Source organism: Intrasporangium oryzae NRRL B-24470 (assembly GCF_000576595.1).
Classification (GTDB): Bacteria; Actinomycetota; Actinomycetes; order Actinomycetales; family Dermatophilaceae; genus Intrasporangium_C; species Intrasporangium_C oryzae.
Genome location: NZ_AWSA01000006.1, coordinates 1 through 17,621, shown reverse-complemented (window position 1 = coordinate 17,621; position 17,621 = coordinate 1). Strand labels below are relative to the sequence as shown.

Genomic DNA, 17,621 nt, shown 5'->3' with positions numbered 1-17,621 from the left:
CGTCGGGGCGTTCAGCCATGCGCTCACTGCCTCGGTGTCTCCAACTTCACTGTCCACAATCGGAGTTCCTACTACATGACTGCCAACACGGTCGAGAAGACCGCTCCTGAGGTCGCCATCAACGACATCGGCTCTCAGGAAGACATCCTTGCCGCGATCGACGCGACCATCAAGGACTTCAATGACGGCGACATCGTCGAGGGTCGCATCGTCAAGGTCGACCGGGACGAGGTCCTGCTCGACATCGGCTACAAGACCGAGGGTGTCATCCCCTCGCGCGAGCTGTCCATCAAGCACGACGTCGACCCGGGCGAGATCGTCAAGGTCGGCGACGAGGTCGAGGCCCTCGTCCTCCAGAAGGAGGACAAGGAAGGTCGCCTGATCCTGTCCAAGAAGCGTGCTCAGTACGAGCGCGCCTGGGGCACGATCGAGAAGGTCAAGGAAGAGGATGGCGTCGTCACCGGCACCGTCATCGAGGTCGTCAAGGGTGGTCTCATCCTCGACATCGGCCTGCGCGGCTTCCTCCCCGCGTCGCTCGTCGAGATGCGCCGGGTCCGCGACCTCCAGCCGTACGTCGGCAAGGAGATCGAGGCCAAGATCATCGAGCTCGACAAGAACCGCAACAACGTGGTCCTGTCGCGCCGCGCCTGGCTCGAGCAGACGCAGTCCGAGGTCCGCACGACCTTCCTCAAGGAGCTCCAGAAGGGCCAGGTCCGCCAGGGCGTCGTGTCCTCGATCGTCAACTTCGGTGCGTTCGTGGACCTCGGCGGCGTCGACGGTCTCGTCCACGTCTCCGAGCTCTCGTGGAAGCACATCGACCACCCGTCCGAGGTCGTCGAGGTCGGCAACGAGGTCACCGTCGAGGTTCTCGACGTCGACATGGACCGTGAGCGTGTCTCCCTGTCGCTGAAGGCGACGCAGGAGGACCCGTGGCAGCACTTCGCCCGGACCCACGCCATCGGCCAGGTCGTCCCCGGCAAGGTCACCAAGCTCGTCCCGTTCGGCGCGTTCGTCCGCGTCGAGGACGGCATCGAGGGCCTCGTCCACATCTCCGAGCTGGCCGAGCGCCACGTGGAGCTGCCGGAGCAGGTCGTCAACGTCGGCGACGAGATCTTCGTCAAGGTCATCGACATCGACCTCGAGCGTCGTCGCATCTCGCTCTCGCTCAAGCAGGCCAACGACGAGTCCGTCCCGGTCTCGGAGTTCGACCCGACGCTCTACGGCATGGCCGCGGAGTACGACGAGCAGGGCAACTACAAGTACCCCGAGGGCTTCGACCCGGAGACCAACGAGTGGCTCGAGGGTTACGAGGCCCAGCGCGAGAAGTGGGAGCGTCAGTACGCCGAGGCCCACGCTCGCTGGGAGGCCCACAAGGCGCAGGTCGACGCGGCCGTCAAGGCGGACGCCGAGGCTGCGGCCAACGCGGGCAGCGCCACGTCCTACTCGTCGGCGACCGGTGACGCCGGTGACGTCAGCGAGCGCAACGCCCCGGCCCCGGCCGAGGGCACGCTGGCTTCCGACGAGGCGCTCGCCGCGCTTCGCGAGAAGCTGACGGGCAACTGACCCACTGAGACGTATGCCGTGAGCCCGGCTCACGCGTGAACGCTCGACGAGAGCCCCGGACCGAGAAGGTCCGGGGCTCTCGTGCTTCCGCTTTCGGGCGTCGGTCAGCCTTTGTCGGCTGCCCACCGGGCCGCGGGGGAGCGGGCCGCCGGGAAGACGGCCGCCGACGCGGGTGTCAGCGCGTACCGAGCCTGCTCGCCCAGCCGGTGACCGGCCGGCTCACGTGGCGTTCGATGACGACGACGATCCCGGCGAGGACCGCGAGGGCGAGCAGGGTTCGGGGAAGCGGATGCCAGTCCGGCGTGTGGCGCATGACGGCCTCGAAGACCGGCAGGTGCCAGAGGAAGATCGTCAGAGACGCCGCCCCGAGCCAGCGCAGGCGCTCGGCCGTGAGGAGGCGGACGGCATACGCCTCCTCGTCGAGGGGGAACGCCGAGGCGAGGACGAAGAGCGCGCACGCGACGGTCAGGATGATGCCCTGGGTCTTGAAGTACGCGTCGATGTCGTAGAACCCGCAGCTGACGACGACGCCGACGACCACGAGGAGGCTGCCGCCGACGACGGCGCTCGCCTGGGACCGCAGGCCCTGCGCGCGGTTGACGAGGAGCGCCGCCAGGGCGCCCCAGAGCAGGCCGTCGGTGCGGGTCGACGTCAGGAGCGAGGCGTCGAACCAGCCCTGCGTGTCGACGACGTGCCAGCGCCACACCGTGACCACGGGAATGGCGAGCGCGAGGATCGTCCCGAGCGCGCGCCGGGACCGGCCGAGGACCACGACGAGCACGAGCAGGACGAGGTAGAACTGCAGCTCGATGCTGAGGTAGTAGAGCGCGCCGAGGTCGGAGCGGGCCTCGAGGGCGTTGCGGCGGACGTACTCGTTCCACCAGTACGTCGCGACGGCGATGAGGGAGTTCTGGGTCGCGGCCGGCGTGTTGGGGTCGGTGGCGTCGATCTCCGCGACGACGGCGACGACGGCGAGGAGCAGGTAGACCTGCAGGCTGATCCGCACGAGGCGGCGTCCGAGTGAGACGACCGGGCCGCGCAGCCCCTCCCGCTCGCGCGCGGACAGCATGCTCCGCGTGACGAGGAAGCCACCGAGGACGAGGAAGATCGTCACTCCAGGGCTCCCGGCGTCGAAGAGGCCCTGGAGCGGGCCCAGGTCGGCGCGGATCGACTCGGGCCACACCTTGCCGAGGTGGGACAGGACGACGAGGACGATGGCGATGCCGCGCAGGCCGTCGAGGACGCCGACGCGGGCCGCGCGGGGCTCGGCAACGACCCCGCCGGGTCTGGTGGGGTCGGTCGCGCTGACGGAGTCGGCCGCGCTGACGGCGCCGAGGTGATCGACAGGGGTGGCGGAGGTGGACGGTGTGGTCATGCCGGGGAGCTCGCCGTCTCGGGTCGGGAGGTCGCCGGGGCGTATGCCGCTGGGCGGGGTCGGAGATGGACGGCGAGCCAGCGACGGGCGGGCTCGTCGAACCAGCGATGCGTGGTCCACACGACGGCAGCGAGCAGGCTCGCGCCGAGGATCGTGCGGGGCATCCAGTCCCACGTGGTCGTGTGGCGGGCCACGAAGGCGAACACGGGCAGGTGCCAGACGAAGATCGCCAGGGACGCCCGGCCGAGGTACGTCAGGGCGGGTTTCGACAGGAGACGGCTCACCGCACTCGGTCCCTGGGCGATGAAGATCGCGGCGACCATCGCCGCGGTCACGAGGGTGAAGACGATGCCCCACTCGCGCAGGAACTGGAAGGGCGCGAGCTCCTGGAGCACCCCGATGAGCACGACCATGGCCACGCCGCTCACGGTCATGACCATGGCGGCGCGGTCCCGGAAGCGGGTGAGGAACGGCAGGGCGACGGCGAGGAGGACCCCCATGATGAGACCATCCGCTCGGGTGGTCGTCGCCGTCGCGGCGATGACCCAGCCGTCGGTGTCGAGGACGTGGTAGCGCCACACGGTGACCGCGACGACGAGGGCGAGGAGCAGACCGGCGAAGACTCGGCGATGCACGGCGAGCACCGCGACGAGGAGCGGCAGGAGGAGGTAGCACTGCTGCTGGACGCTGAGGTACCAGAGGTGCCCGAGGTCGGACCGGGACGCGAGGAGGTTGTCCTGGGTGTAGGTGTTCCACGTCTGGGTGAGGACGTGCATGAGTGACTGTGCCGTCACGGCGGGTGGCGTCCGGTCGGTCGCGTCGACGCGACTGACGACGAGGACCGCGAGCGCGAGGGGCAGGAGCTGGGCCCCGACCCGCACCAGTCGCCGCAGGTAGAAGCGCACCGGGTCGAGCGCCCCCTCGGCATGGTCGCGAAGCAGACCACGGGTGACGATGAGCCCGCCCACGACGAAGAAGATGACGACGGCTCCGCCGCCGAAGAAGCCCCGGAGGACCGGCACCTCGTTGACGAGGGAGCGTGGCCACAGCTGGTCGCCGGCATGGCCGACGGCGACGAGGAGCACCGCGAGCCCGCGCAGCCCGTCGAGGGCGCTGATCCGTGAGATCGACCTGACGGGCGCGGGGTCGAGGGCGGTCTGGGCTTCCGGCTCGGCTGCCGACTCGGCTGGGGGCGCTGACACGCGCGCGAGACTACAGGTTGGCGCGCGATAGGTTGGCCGGGTGCACCGACCGACCGCCGACAGCCCTGTCCGGATGGCTCAGGGAGGCGTCCGGTGACGGGCTTCGGTACCCGTGCCGGGCCGTGGGCGGACGGTCGGCTCGACATCGAGGGACACCGTGGTGCGATGGGCCTGGTCCCGGAGAACACCCTCGAGGGCTTCCTGGCGGCCATCCGGCTCGGCGTCTCCGGCCTCGAGCTCGACGTCCGTCTGTCCGGTGACGGGACGGTCGTCGTCTGGCACGACCCGGTCCTCCTCGACGGCCGGTGCGTCCCCACCGAAGAGGACCTCATCGGGGCGCGCGTCGACGACCTGACCGTCCGGCAGCTGCGGACGATCGACATCGGAAGCCTCGTCCGGCCGGACCTGCCGGACCAGCGGGCCGTCCCCGGCGCGCGGATCGTCACCCTGTCGGAGCTGCTCGAGGCCTGCGCCGACGCCGACGTGTGGTGGACCATCGAGCTCAAGAGCAACCCGCTCGACGCCCGAGAGGTCGACCGGCGGCGGTCCTTCGTCGACTCGGTGCTCGCCGTCATCCACGCGGCCGGCATCGAGCGGCGGTGCTTCGTGCACTCCTTCGACTGGGCGGTTCTCGAGGTGTCCCACGAGCTCGCCCCCGACGTCCTCCGCTCGGCGCTGGCCGACGTGGGGGACACGTTTGCGGCGGGCAGCCCCTGGCTCGGCAGCGTGCCCTGGGAGGACCATGGCGGCGACCTGGCCGGGGCTGTCGCCCGTCTCGGGGCGCACGTCGTCTCGCCCGATCATCGCTCCGTGGACGCGGCCCTCGTGGACCGGGCGCACACGCTCGGGCTCGGCGTGCTCCCCTGGACCGTCAACGAGCCCGCCGACGTCCGGCGCGTCGTCGACGCCGGGGCCGACGGGCTCGTGACCGACTACCCGGACCGGGTCCTCGCCCTCACCCGGCACGGCCGGACCTGACCCGGTTGCGGCTGCGGGCGCGGTCCGTGCTGGTCAGGCGCTGGCGTCCACCGAGGTTGCGGCCGCGGCCGCCGGAGCGGGCGGGGCCGCCGGAGCGGGCGGGGCCGGCGCCGGCAGGACACCCATCTGGACCATGGCTCCGAGCTCGTCCCGCACACCCCAGTGCTCGGCGAGGCGGTCTCCCTCGGTCCGGTAGATGTGGATCGTCGTCATCGTGTAGGGCCTCCCCTCGGCTTCGGGTCCGTGGAAGCCGGCGACACCGATGCCGCTGGCGCGCGCACGCAGGACGACGCGGTCCTCTGCCTCGATGACGTCGAGCACCTCGTAGCGGATCCGGAGCACGTGGTGGACGAAGGTGAGGATCTGGGTGTAGCCCTCAGGACCGGGCGGCAGCGGGAAGGGGGAGCCGTGGTCGACGAAGTCGTCGGTGACGCACTCGGGCATGCACGACAGGTCGCCGGTGTTGATGGCCTCGAAGACACGCAGCGCCGCAGGCCGTGCGGGGTTGGTCATGGCATACTCCTTTGAGTGGATGCAGATTCCAGTGGAATCACCTTCCAACTGAAAGGGCGCCATGTCAAGGACTCGTTCGTACGACAACTCGGGCCGGGTCGAGGCTGCAGCGGAGACGCGCAGGCGCGTCATCGCCACCGCGCGGGACCTGCTCGTCTCGGAGGGGTACCACGCGATGTCGGTCGCCCAGCTCGCTCGGACGGCCGGGCTCAGCCCGCAGACGGTCTACAACTCGGTCGGCGGCAAGGCGGAGGTGGTCAAGGCGGTCTACGACGTGATGCTCGCGGGCGACGAGGACCCGACGCCGATGAGCGAGCGTCCGGAGTTCCTCGCGATGGGCGAGGCCCCCGACCGGGCCGCCTTCGGCCGGGCGTATGCCGCATGGTCGGCGTCCATCTACGCGCGCGTCGGATCGCTCCTCGGTGTGCTCCTCGCCGATGGTGCTGGAGGAGACCAGGGCCTGCGCGACTTCGTGTCGACGATCGACCGTGAGCGACGCACGGGCAACGGTCATGCCGTCGACACCCTCGAGCGCAGGCACGGCCTCGCCCCGGGACGTGACCGCGAGGAGCTCGTCGACGAGATCTGGACGCTCACCGCTGCCGAGGTCTACGACCGCCTCGTCCGTCGCTGCGGGTGGACACACGAGGCGTATGCCGCATGGCTCGGCGACGCGCTCGCCGCGGCGACGGCGCGCGAGGTGTCTGGCCGGAAGCGGTGAGGAGCGACGAGCCCGATCAGGCGCCGCCTGCGTGCCAGAATCGGCGGATGCCTCGACAGATCGCCACGAACACCGTCGTCGACCGTGACGCGATGCTCGACTTCGTCCGGCCGCGACACGCGATGGTCCTCATCACCGCGCGATCCGATGGCCGCCCCCAGGCGTCGCCGGTCACGGGAGGGGTCGACAGGGAGGGCCGGATCGTCATCTCGACCTACCCCGAGCGGGCCAAGACGGCCAACGCCCGTCGACGTCCTCAGGTGAGCGTGCTCGTGCTGTCCGACGACTTCGGCGGCGCGTGGGTCCAGGTCGACGGTGACTGCGAGGTCCTCGACCTGCCCGACTCGGTCGAGCCCCTCGTCGAGTACTTCCGGTCGATCTCCGGTGAACACCCCGACTGGGACGAGTACCGAAGGGCCATGGTCGACCAGGGCAAGTCCCTCCTGCGGATCACCCCGACGCGGTGGGGCCCGGTCGCGACCGGCGGCTTCCCTGCACGCCTGGCGGACTGAGGGCCGGGCGTCTGCGGCGACGGGGGGCCGGCCCTGCGTAGGCTGGCCGTCGTGCTGCGCGTGGGAGTGACCGGCGGAATCGGTTCGGGCAAGTCAACCGTCTCGCACCGGCTCCGCGAGCACGGCGCCGTCGTCGTCGACGCGGACCAGGTCGCCCGGGACGTCGTCGAGCCCGGCCAGCCGGCGCTCGCGCGGATCCGGGAGCACTTCGGCGACGCCGTGATCCGCGAGGACGGCAGCCTCGACCGGCCCGGCCTCGCAGCGCTCGTCTTCCCCGACCCCGCACAGCTCCGGGTGCTGGAGGCGATCACCGGTCCGGCCATCGCCGAGCGGGTGGCCGGCCTCCGCTCCTCAGCGCCGCGCGCTTCCGTGACGGTCTTCGACATGCCGCTCCTCGTCGAGCGCGGCCTCTGGGTGCGCGAGCACCTCGTCGTGGTCGTCGACGCCGAGGTCGAGACGCGCATCCGTCGTCTCGTCGAGCAGCGCGGGCTCGACGAGACGGACGCCCGCCACCGCATCGCAGCCCAGGCATCCGACGAGCAACGGCGGGCCGCCGCCGACGTCGTCCTCGACAACAACGGCAGCCCAGAGGACCTCGTCGCGGCGGTCGACCACCTGTGGGACACCCGCATCGCCCCATGGAACGACAACCTCGTCCGAGGTGAGCGCTCCCGTCGGCCCGACCGGGCCGCAGTCGTCGACCCGCGGGACGACTGGGCCGCCCGGGGAAGACGCATCGTGGCCCACCTCGACGCGAGCCTGACCGGCCTCGAGGTGTCCGGTACCGAGCACATCGGGTCGACCGCGGTCCCCGGCCTCATCGCCAAGGACGTCATCGACGTCCAGGTTCCCGTCGAGCGTCTCGAGAGAGCCGACGAGCCCGACTTCGTCGCGGCGATGCGCGACGCCGGCTATCTCCTCGTCGAGGGCAACACGCAGGACTCGCCCCACCCGAGCGACGGCGACCCGGATGGGTGGCGCAAACGGTTCTACGCCTCGACGGATCCCGGCAACATCGCCCACATCCACGTCCGGGAGCAGGGCTCGGCGGGCTGGCGTTTCGCGCTCCTCTTCCGCGACTGGCTCCGCTCCGACGACGCTGCACGCGACGACTACGCCGAGGAGAAGCGGCGCCTGCTTGCGCTCGACGACAGGACCAGTGCCTACGTCGCCGCCAAGGAGCCGTGGTTCGACGCCGCGGTGGAGCGGTCCCAGGCGTGGGCCGCAGCGACGGGCTGGTCGCCGCGCTGAGGACGCCCGAAGGACCCCGCTGGGACGGCGTGCGCCCCCGGCGGGAAGTGAGCGACATACGACGGTGTTGTGGCAGTCATGCGTGGTGAGTACAAGGTGGTGGGCGGCAAGCTGGTCGCCGTGGATCTCGACGTCGTCGACGGCCGACTGTCCGGCGTCAGCGTCTCGGGCGACTTCTTCCTCGAGCCCGACGAGGCCCTCGACGACATCAACGCGGCGCTCGTCGGGATGCCCGAGGACGCCGGGGTCGACGAGCTCGCCGCGGCGGTGACGCGGACCCTCGACGACTCGGTCTCGCTCATCGGCTTCTCCGCCGAGGCCGTCGGGATCGCGGTGCGGCGGGCGCTCGGGAAGGCGACGGGCTGGCACGACCACGTCTTCGACGTGATCCCCGCGAAGGTCATGCACCCGGCGATGCACGTCGCCCTCGACGAGGTCATCGGGCGCGAGGTGGCGGCAGGGGTGCGGCCGCCGACGCTCCGCTTCTGGGACTGGGACAGTCCTCTGGTGGTCATCGGCTCGTTCCAGAGCGTGCGAAACGAGGTCGACCCCGATGGCGCGGCGCGCCACCGCATCGACGTCGTGCGCCGGATCTCCGGAGGTGGCGCGATGTTCATGGAGCCGGGCAACTGCATCACCTACTCGCTCGTCGTGCCGAGCTCGCTCGTCGAGGGCCTCAGCTTCGAGCGCTCGTACAGCTTCCTCGACGAGTGGGTCATCGGCGCGCTCGCCGACGTCGGCGTCAACGCGCACTTCGTGCCCCTCAACGACATCGCCTCCGACAAGGGCAAGATCGGGGGCGCGGCGCAGAAGCGCTTCGCCGGCGGGGCCGTCCTCCACCACGTGACGATGTCCTACGACATCGACGCCGACAAGATGGTCGAGGTGCTGCGGATCGGCCGCGAGAAGATGTCCGACAAGGGCACGAAGTCCGCCAACAAGCGCGTCGACCCGATGCGTTCGCAGACCGGGCTGCCGCGCGAGGCGATCCTCTCCTCGTTCGCCGAGTCGTTCGCCCGGCGCTACCGGACGCGGGAGGCGGACTACTCGGCCGCCGAGCTGGAAGCCGCCCAGCGGCTCGTCGAGACGAAGTTCGCGACTCCGGAGTGGACCCACCGGGTCCCCTGATCGGCGGCACACGGGATCGGCACTGTCGGTGCGGCGACGTACGGTTGACCCATGCGTCCCACGACCGACCTGCAGCGCACGGTGGCCCCCTTCGAGGTCATCTCGGAATACACCCCGAGCGGTGACCAGCCGACCGCGATCGCCGAGCTCGCGCGCCGGGTCAAGGCGGGCGAGACCGACACGGTCCTGCTCGGCGCCACCGGCACGGGCAAGTCGGCGACGACCGCCTGGCTCATCGAGCAGGTCCAGCGGCCCACGCTCGTCATGGCGCCCAACAAGACGCTCGCCGCGCAGCTCGCCAACGAGTTCCGCGAGCTGCTGCCCAACAACGCCGTCGAGTACTTCGTCTCGTACTACGACTACTACCAGCCCGAGGCGTACATCCCGCAGACCGACACCTACATCGAGAAGGACAGCTCGGTCAACGAGGAGGTCGAGCGGCTGCGGCACTCCGCGACCAACTCCCTCCTGACACGCCGTGACGTCATCGTCGTCGCCTCCGTCTCATGCATCTACGGCCTCGGCACTCCGCAGGAGTACGTCGACCGCATGGCACGGCTCAAGGTCGGCCAGGAGATCGAGCGCGACACGCTGCTGCGCCGGTTCGTCGAGATGCAGTACACCCGCAACGACCTCGCGTTCACCCGCGGGACGTTCCGGGTGCGAGGCGACACCGTCGAGATCATCCCGGTCTACGAGGAGCTCGCGATCCGGATCGAGTTCTTCGGCGACGAGATCGAGCGGATCTACACCCTCCACCCCGTCACCGGTGAGGTCGTCAACGAGGAGCGGGAGATGTATGTCTTCCCGGCCTCCCACTACGTCGCCGGCCCCGAGCGGATGGAGCGGGCCATCCGCGGCATCGAGCTCGAGCTCGAGGACCAGCTCGCCGCGTTCGAGAAGCAGGGCAAGCTCCTCGAGGCCCAGCGCCTGCGGATGCGCACGACCTACGACATCGAGATGATGCGCCAGGTCGGCTTCTGCAACGGCATCGAGAACTACAGCCGCCACATCGACGGCCGCACTGCGGGGTCGGCCCCCAACTGCCTGCTCGACTACTTCCCCGAGGACTTCCTGCTCGTCCTCGACGAGTCGCACCAGACCGTCCCTCAGATCGGGGCGATGTACGAAGGCGACATGTCCCGCAAGCGCATGCTCGTCGAGCACGGCTTCCGGCTGCCGAGCGCGATGGACAACCGTCCCCTCAAGTGGGAGGAGTTCCTCGAGCGGATCGGCCAGACGATCTACCTCTCGGCGACGCCCGGCGAGTACGAGCTGGCCAAGTCCGGTCCGCCGGTCGAGCAGATCATCCGCCCGACGGGGCTCGTCGACCCCGAGGTCGTCCTCAAGCCGACCAAGGGCCAGATCGACGACCTCATGCACGAAATCCAGGAACGGACCAAGCGCAACGAGCGCGTCCTCGTCACGACCCTGACGAAGAAGATGGCCGAGGACCTCACCGACTACCTCCTCGACAAGGGCATCCGCGTCCGCTACCTCCACAGCGACATCGACACGCTGCGCCGGGTCGAGCTGCTCCGCGAGCTGCGCCAGGGCGTCTTCGACGTGCTCGTCGGCATCAACCTGCTCCGCGAGGGTCTCGACCTGCCCGAGGTGTCCCTCGTGTCGATCCTCGACGCCGACAAGGAGGGGTTCCTCCGCTCGACGCGCAGCCTCATCCAGACCATCGGCCGCGCGGCCCGCAACGTCTCCGGCCAGGTCCACATGTACGCCGACAAGGTCACGCCCTCGATGCAGGAGGCGCTCGACGAGACCAACCGGCGCCGCGAGAAGCAGATCGCCTACAACAAGGAGCGCGGGCTCGACCCGCAGCCGCTGCGCAAGAAGATCGCCGACATCACCGACCTGCTCGAGCGCGAGGACGCCGACACCCAGGAGCTCATCGGCTCCGGCCGGATGCAGTCGCGCGGCAAGAGCGGCGCCGGGCGCGGCGCGATGGCGGCCGACGTCGGTGTCTCGGCCGGTGGCGTGACGAGCCGCCCCGCCGACATGGCTGCCGCCGACCTCGCAGGCCTCATCCAGGAGCTGACGACGCAGATGCACCAGGCGGCGGCCGAGCTGCACTTCGAGCTCGCGGCGCGCCTTCGCGACGAGCTGGGCGAGCTCAAGAAGGAGCTCCGGCAGATGAGCGCTGCCACGCGATGACGGCGCGGCGCTCGACCCGGCCCGACCTCGCCCGTCGGCTCCGCGAGGCTGCGCTGGCGCTGCCCGGCGCTTGGGAGGACTCGCCGTGGGAGGGCGACACGGTCGCCAAGGTCGGGGACAAGATCTTCGCCTTCCTCGGTTCCGAGTCGCTCGGGGTCAAGTGCGCCCGCAGCCGCACCGAGGCCGACGAGTGGCTGCACCGTTTCCCCGACGACGCCTCGGTGATGGCCTACATCGGCCGACACGGCTGGAACAGCCTGCGCACCACGGGCGCGATCGAGGAGGACGAGCTCATGGAGGCGCTCGAGACCTCCTACGAGATCGTCGTGTCCGGGCTGCCCCGCAGCCGTCGTCCGGTGGGCCCGAGCTGATCACGCCGAGCTCTCTCGGAGCGTCGCGCGGTCCGACATCCGGACCGGCCCGGTTCGCGCTCTTGGGGGGTGGAGTTGAGACCAGCCCCGGGTGGTGAAAGACTCAGGCGTTCACGGAGGGGAGTATCCCCGAAACGACGGGCTCGTCATCACGGAGCAGACACCATCACTCCCGGTCCCGTCGGTCCGGCGGTATGCCGGGCGGGAGAGACCTCCGGTTACTTCTCTCGTGACCGGAAGGTTGTCCCCGCATGAACGTTCCAGCTTGGGGCTGGTACCTCACGATCGGCCTGATGGCCATCGCCCTCGCGATCGATGTCTTCATCATCGCCCGTCGCCCGCACGTCCCCTCGATGGCCGAGGCGGGCCGCGCCCTCGCCTTCTACGTCGGCCTCGCCGTGCTCTTCGGCCTCTTCGTGTGGTGGCAGTACGGCGGGCAGTACGCAGGCGAGTTCTACGCGGGCTGGCTGACCGAGTACTCCCTCTCGGTCGACAACCTCTTCGTCTTCATCCTGATCATGAGCAGCTTCCGGGTTCCGGCCAAGCTCCAGCAGTCGGCCCTCCTGATCGGCATCATCATCGCGATCGTCCTGCGCGGTATCTTCATCGCGCTCGGCGCAGTGGTGATCAACGCGTACTCGTGGGTGTTCTACCTCTTCGGCGCCTTCCTCATCTACACGGCGATCAAGCTGGCGCGCGGCGGCGAGTCCGACGACGACGAGTACCACGAGAACCGCTTCCTGCTCTTCATCGAGCGCCGCTTCCCGGCGACGAAGGAGTGGCACGGGACGCACCTGACGGTCGTGCAGCGAGGCAAGCGCGTGGTCACCCCGATGCTCATCGTCATCCTGGCGCTGGGCACGACGGACCTGCTCTTCGCCCTCGACTCGATCCCCGCGATCTACGGTCTGACGAAGGAGCCGTACCTCGTCCTCACGGCGAACATCTTCGCCCTGATGGGCCTGCGCCAGCTCTACTTCCTCATCGGCGGCCTGCTCAAGCGGCTCGTCTACCTCAGCATCGGCCTGGCGGTGTTGCTCGGGTTCATCGGCGTCAAGCTGATCCTGCACGCCCTCCACGAGAACAGCCTGCCGTTCATCAACAACGGGCAGCCGTTCGACAACATCCCCGAGATCCCGATCCTGGTCTCCCTCGGGATGATCGTCCTCATCCTCGGCGTCACGACCGTGGCCAGCCTCTGGAAGACCCGGCGTGACGGGCGCCGCGAGGCCGCCTCGGTGGCGGCAACCGCGGAGTCATCCGGAAGGACCGGCGTGAACGAGGCCACCGAGACCACCGACCCGACGGCGAGCTGAGGTCCGAGAGCCGGCTCAACGCACCCGCAGGGCGATGAGCCAGCCGAGGAGGGCCGGCACAGCCGCCGCGGCGAACACGACGACGTAGGCCCCCGGGACGACCGAGCCGGCGACGGCGAAGAGGATCGCCGTCGTGGACAGGGCGGTCGCCGCCCCGGCGGAGTCGCCGATCTGCAGTGCCGAGCTGACGAAACCCTGGTTGTCGTCGTCGGCGCGCCCCAGGGCCTGCGTCGTGACGCGCGGCGCGAGGGTGCCGATCCCGAACCCGACGAGCGGGAAGAGGGCGATGAGCACCCAAGCCGGCGCGTCGAGGGCGACGCCGATGGCGAGCGCCGCGAGGGCCACGGCCTCGACCGCGAGGCCGAACCGGACGGTCCGACCGATCTCGAACCGGCTGCTCCAGCGGCCCTGGATGCTCGATCCGACGAACCAGGTGACCCCCGTTGCCGTGAGAGATAGCCCGGCGAGGGCGGGCGGGAACCCGTCACGTTCGGTGAGGAGCCTCGGCAGGTAGATCTCCGCCCCGGCGAAGGCCGCGAAGGAGAGCCCGCGCACCGTGACGTCCGTGGGCAGCCCGCGACGAGCCGTCAGCGTCCCACGCGGGAGCAGGGGACGGAGGGAGGCCACGAGCACGACGGTCGCGGCGGCGGCGGACAGGATGGCACCGGTACCGGCCTCGCCGGCGGCGGCGTTGAGGACGAGGACGGCGACGGCGAGTGTCACGGAGGCCACGATGGCCCGGCGGCGCCACGGCACGGCGGCGAGAGGCTGTCGCAGGGCGGGCAGGATCCGTCCCAGCAGGCCGGCCGCCACGACGAGGACGAGAAGGGACAGGCCGAACACCCAGCGCCACCCGAGTGACTGGGTGATGAGCCCGGCAACGAACGGGCCGACGACGGAGGGGACGACCCACGCAGCGGCGAACCCGGCGAAGACCGCCGTGTGCAGGCGGGCCGGGTAGACGCGGGTCACAAGCACGTAGAGCGCGGTGCTCGTCATGCCGGCCCCGAGGCCCTGCACGACGCGGGTGGCCACGAGGACGGGCATCGTCGGTGCGAGCCCGGCGCCGACGAGGCCGAGCGCGAAGAGGAGCAGCCCGATGAGGAGGGGGAGCCGGGGGCCGCGGCGGTCGGCGAGGTTGCCGGACCAGACGACGCTGACGATGCCCGCGGCGAGGGTGGCCGTGAAGGCCATCGCGTAGAGCGACGCACCGTCGAGGTCCTTGGCGATCGTCGGCATGACCGTGGTCAGGGCGAGCGACTCGAACGCGTGGAGCGAGACGAGGGCGAAGATCCCGATCGTCGTGGCCCGGTGGGCGGTGGAGAGCAGGCCGCCGGTCTGGTCGGTCTCAGGCTGCACAGCGGGGGCCGTGGAAGTCGTCATACGGCGACGGTAGGAGTTCATGTGTGCTTGAGGTCAAGCCGCATTCGGCACTCATCCCGGCGCGACCGTCGGGTCCGGCGGCGTGATCCGCCGTCCGGGCGAGCCCAGGACGATGGCGCTGGCCGCGACCACGAGCGCCATACCGGCCACCTGCGGGAGGTCGAGCACCTGGCCGAGCACGAGAAACCCCGCCAGCGCGGCCACGGCCGGCTCGAGGCTGAGCAGGACCCCGAAGACCCGCGGACTGAGGTGCCGCAGTGCCATGAGCTCGAGGGAGTAGGGCAGCACCGACGAGAGCATGGCGATGCCGAGGCCGAGCCCGATGATGGCCGGCGTCCACTCCGAGACCGTGGCCAGCCCGAAGGGGGCCACGGCGACGGTCGAGACGATGAGGGCGAGGGCGAGTCCGTCGAGGCCCGCAAAGGCCCGACCGGTGCGCTGGCTGAGGACGATGTAGGCGGCCCACATCGCCCCGGCGATCGCGGCGAAGACGATCCCGATCGGGTCGTACCGGTCCCACGACGCGTCGAACGCCCCCGAGACGAGCGCGACCCCGAGGGCGGCCGCGGCGACCGCGGCGAAGTCCGTCGGGCGGCGGCTGAGGACGGCGGCGAGGGTGAGCGGCCCGAGGAACTCGATGGTGACGGCGACGCCGATGGGCAGGTGTGCGAGCGAGGCGTAGAACGCCGTGTTCATCGCCGCGAGCGCCAAGCCGAAGAGGAGGACGGTGACCCAGGCCGAGCGGGAGCGGCCGCGCCACGACGGGCGGGCGACGGCATACAGCACCAGGGTCGCGAAGAGCAGGCGCAGCGTGACCGAGCCGGCGGCGCCGATCTTCGGGACGAGGGTTGCCGCGAGCGCGCCGCCGAACTGGACCGAGACGACTCCGCCGAGGACGAGAAGGGGCGCGGTGCGACGGTCGACCCTCACGGCCGGGGGAGACGTCCGGCGACCACGAGCGTGTCGATGCGGTCGGCGGTGAGGTCCTCCTCGACGAGGACGCCCCCCGTCTCCGAGGCGTGGACCATCCGCCCGGGCCGGACGACGATGCCGACGTGATGGATCCGACGGCCGGGGCGTGCGAAGAAGTAGAGGTCACCCGGGGCGACAGCGTCCAGTGCGACGGGTTCGGCGAACTCCGCCTGGGCGTAGGCGTCCCGAGGAACGACGATCCCGAACCGGCGCCAGGTGTGGTGGACGAGCCCGGAGCAGTCGAGGCCGAGCGGGGTGAGCCCGCCCCACAGGTAGAGCAGGCCGAGGTGCTCGCGGGCGAGGGCGAGCGCCGGGTGCTCGGCGTCGAGGGTCGCCGCATCGACCGTCGCGACGGGGGCACCCGCGACCGACTCGGTCGCCGGCGACTCGCCCGCGGCGACTGGGGAGAGGTGGGCGGTGGGGACCCAGCCGGGGTAGCCGGCGTCGTCCTTCGGCGAGAGCTGCCACGGCGCCACCACACGCGACCAGCGCCCGGACTCGTCGGCGCCGACGACGCGGACGGGCTCACCCGCGACGAGCTGCGACTCGATACGTCCGTGGAGGCCGAGCCGCCCGTCACCGGACTCGTCGTCCTCGGGACGCGCGTCGAGCCCGGCGAGCCATCGCTCCGCGTCGGGCGAGTCTGCCGTGATGGGCGCGTCGACCGTGCGCGGACTGTCGGGCGCGATCCACATCGTGGTGACCGGGACGGAGACGAGTGCGGCGGTGGCTACGGCGGTGCGGGTCGAGTCGGACACGCCGAACATCCTCGCACGGGGGCGAAAAGGCTTCCGGGAGACCTCCGGCGGTCGTACCGTCAGAGGTATGGACGAGCGCATCACCGTGGATGGTTTCGAGGAGCCGAAGAACCGCCGGTCGAGCCCCGAGGGGCCGATCGTCGACATCATGGGCTGGCTGAGCGCCCCTGTCGACTGGGAGGGCGGCCCCCAGCTCGAGCGGCTGTGGAACCGCAAGCACGCCCGTTCGCGGCTCGGTGTCGGGCTCTCGGTCGCCAACAACCGGCGTCGGCACTTCATCATCAGCAACACCCGCGGCACGATCGAGCAGACCCGCGAGGAGCTCGAGTCCCTCATCGCCGAGCTAGAACAGGCCCCGGACAGTGAAGAGGCCCTCGAGGCCTGAGCCCCGCCGCGGACGTCTCTCGCGCGGAAGAAGGGGGCCCTTCGCCCTTGGTTCGGCCACCACGACGGCGACATCGTGAACATGTCGGCGAAAAGGGGTGTCCGTGATGGCCGGATGGAAGGTACTGGCGCGCAACCGCGCCGCACTGCTGGAGGACGACATGGCGACGCTCGAGCACGCTGGTGTCGCCATTCCGCCCGAGCTGAAGACGCAGGCCGCGAAGCTCCGAGAGCAGCATCACCTGGATGAGCGACTCCCCGTGGGCCGGCGCATGTCGGAGCGGCTGGGAGGCGCCGAGATAAACCTGACGTGGGACGACCTGCACCGCCTCGAGCTTGCGCTCGAGGGCCTCAAGCAGCCGAAGGAGGTCGTGGACGACGCCAAGAGGCATGCCAAGGCGGAGTTCGGCACGGACGAGTGGAAGCAGTTCCTCATCGATCTCCAGAAGGACCCTGACGCGGAGGCGCGGAAGAAGGTCGGGCTGAGGACGATCCGGACGGCTCACGCCGTCGCGGAGGCCAAGCATGAAGGGGAGCGCCAGCAGGAGCGCGGCATCCTCGAGATCGCCGCGGGTCTCGTCCTCGCTGGAATCGCGACCGTGCTCATCCAGGCACTGGCCTTTCCTGATGAGCGGCTCATCCCGCAGCCGGCGCAGCCGACGGCCGCGGCCGGATGGGCCGTCCTGTGCCTCGTCATGCTGTTCGGCATGCTCGGCGGAAGCTTCAGCGCCCTCATCTCCCTCTACGTCACGAACAAGACGTTCACCAACACGTTCTGGTTCGACCCGCGCCCGTCCCTGACGGTCATGAAGATCGCGAGTGGCCTGTGGACCGCGGTGATCGGCGTCATCGCCGTCGGCAGCGGTGTGGTGGTCGGAACGTACACATCGATCGCGTCACTCATCCTGCTCGCGTTCCTGTTCGGCTACGGCCAGCAGGCCGTCACCGTCTTCATGGACTGCAAGGTCGAGGCGCTGCTGCGAGAGAACGGCAGCTAGCTGTACTCGGTCATGACGTTGGTGACAGGC

General features: G+C 70.3%; 17 protein-coding genes. 11 read left to right on the top strand and 6 right to left on the bottom strand.

Annotation, left to right across the window (positions count from 1 at the left end; genetic code table 11):
- Positions 1-75 precede the first annotated feature (75 nt).
- On the top strand, positions 76-1,563 hold the full coding sequence (rpsA, locus tag N865_RS03735) for a 30S ribosomal protein S1 (protein WP_034801746.1): 1,488 nt from the start codon (positions 76-78) through the stop codon (positions 1,561-1,563).
- A 175-nt stretch (positions 1,564-1,738) separates the two neighbouring features.
- On the opposite strand, the gene N865_RS03730 is transcribed toward rpsA, so the two are convergent.
- Together N865_RS03730 and N865_RS03725 are read right to left on the bottom strand one after the other, a co-directional pair.
- Positions 1,739-2,938, bottom strand: coding sequence for an acyltransferase family protein (locus N865_RS03730; RefSeq protein WP_034801744.1), 1,200 nt, complete (start codon positions 2,936-2,938; stop codon positions 1,739-1,741).
- Positions 2,935-4,140 (bottom strand): acyltransferase family protein, encoded by a 1,206-nt coding sequence (locus N865_RS03725; protein ID WP_034801742.1) that lies wholly within the window; start codon positions 4,138-4,140, stop codon positions 2,935-2,937. Before N865_RS03725 ends, N865_RS03730 begins: the two co-directional genes overlap by 4 nt.
- 165 nt (positions 4,141-4,305) lie before the next feature.
- Here N865_RS03725 and N865_RS03720 point away from each other — a divergent pair, with 165 nt between their 5' ends.
- Entirely contained in the window at positions 4,306-5,118 is an 813-nt protein-coding gene (locus N865_RS03720) for a glycerophosphodiester phosphodiesterase family protein (protein WP_084327929.1), read from the top strand.
- Positions 5,119-5,151: 33 nt separating this feature from the next.
- Here N865_RS03720 and N865_RS03715 read toward each other — a convergent pair whose 3' ends face one another.
- Positions 5,152-5,631 carry an ester cyclase gene (locus N865_RS03715; RefSeq protein ID WP_051510078.1) on the bottom strand — a complete coding sequence of 160 codons (480 nt, stop codon included), beginning with the start codon at positions 5,629-5,631 and terminating at the stop codon, positions 5,152-5,154.
- A gap of 61 nt (positions 5,632-5,692) precedes the next feature.
- On the opposite strand from N865_RS03715, the gene N865_RS03710 reads away from it, so the two are divergent.
- From N865_RS03710 to N865_RS03680, 7 genes are all read left to right on the top strand, one after another.
- The gene (locus tag N865_RS03710) at positions 5,693-6,352 is read left to right on the top strand and encodes a TetR/AcrR family transcriptional regulator (protein ID WP_034801738.1); all 660 of its coding nucleotides are present in this window, start codon (positions 5,693-5,695) and stop codon (positions 6,350-6,352) included.
- A 47-nt stretch (positions 6,353-6,399) separates the two neighbouring features.
- Positions 6,400-6,864, top strand: coding sequence for a PPOX class F420-dependent oxidoreductase (locus tag N865_RS03705; RefSeq protein ID WP_034801736.1), 465 nt, complete (start codon positions 6,400-6,402; stop codon positions 6,862-6,864).
- A 51-nt stretch (positions 6,865-6,915) separates the two neighbouring features.
- The gene (gene coaE, locus N865_RS03700) at positions 6,916-8,115 is read left to right on the top strand and encodes a dephospho-CoA kinase (protein WP_034801734.1); all 1,200 of its coding nucleotides are present in this window, start codon (positions 6,916-6,918) and stop codon (positions 8,113-8,115) included.
- A 78-nt stretch (positions 8,116-8,193) separates the two neighbouring features.
- Entirely contained in the window at positions 8,194-9,243 is a 1,050-nt protein-coding gene (locus N865_RS03695; RefSeq protein ID WP_034801879.1) for a lipoate--protein ligase family protein, read from the top strand.
- A gap of 51 nt (positions 9,244-9,294) precedes the next feature.
- Positions 9,295-11,409, top strand: a complete 2,115-nt coding sequence (gene uvrB, locus N865_RS03690) for an excinuclease ABC subunit UvrB (RefSeq protein WP_034801732.1) — start codon at positions 9,295-9,297, stop codon at positions 11,407-11,409.
- Entirely contained in the window at positions 11,406-11,780 is a 375-nt protein-coding gene (locus N865_RS03685; protein ID WP_051510076.1) for an MmcQ/YjbR family DNA-binding protein, read from the top strand. The genes uvrB and N865_RS03685 overlap by 4 nt, the downstream gene beginning before the upstream one ends.
- A gap of 251 nt (positions 11,781-12,031) precedes the next feature.
- Positions 12,032-13,096 (top strand): TerC family protein, encoded by a 1,065-nt coding sequence (locus N865_RS03680; protein WP_051510073.1) that lies wholly within the window; start codon positions 12,032-12,034, stop codon positions 13,094-13,096.
- Between the two features lie 15 nt (positions 13,097-13,111).
- Here the strand turns inward: N865_RS03680 and N865_RS03675 are convergent, their stop codons facing one another.
- Genes N865_RS03675 through N865_RS03665 form a run of 3 tightly spaced genes read right to left on the bottom strand, consistent with a single transcriptional unit; the run spans position 13,112 to position 16,209 of the window.
- Positions 13,112-14,479, bottom strand: coding sequence for an MFS transporter (locus N865_RS03675; protein ID WP_034801730.1), 1,368 nt, complete (start codon positions 14,477-14,479; stop codon positions 13,112-13,114).
- Between the two features lie 51 nt (positions 14,480-14,530).
- Complete coding sequence (locus N865_RS03670; protein ID WP_034801728.1) at positions 14,531-15,409, bottom strand: EamA family transporter; 879 nt, start codon at positions 15,407-15,409, stop codon at positions 14,531-14,533.
- Positions 15,406-16,209 carry a C40 family peptidase gene (locus N865_RS03665; RefSeq protein WP_211244846.1) on the bottom strand — a complete coding sequence of 268 codons (804 nt, stop codon included), beginning with the start codon at positions 16,207-16,209 and terminating at the stop codon, positions 15,406-15,408. Before N865_RS03665 ends, N865_RS03670 begins: the two co-directional genes overlap by 4 nt.
- Positions 16,210-16,276: 67 nt before the next feature.
- Between N865_RS03665 and N865_RS03660 the strand changes: the two genes are divergently transcribed.
- Positions 16,277-16,594, top strand: a complete 318-nt coding sequence (locus N865_RS03660) for a hypothetical protein (RefSeq protein WP_034801726.1) — start codon at positions 16,277-16,279, stop codon at positions 16,592-16,594.
- 106 nt (positions 16,595-16,700) lie between these two features.
- Positions 16,701-17,591 carry a hypothetical protein gene (locus N865_RS03655; RefSeq protein WP_157557548.1) on the top strand — a complete coding sequence of 297 codons (891 nt, stop codon included), beginning with the start codon at positions 16,701-16,703 and terminating at the stop codon, positions 17,589-17,591.
- The last annotated feature ends 30 nt before the right edge of the window (positions 17,592-17,621 follow it).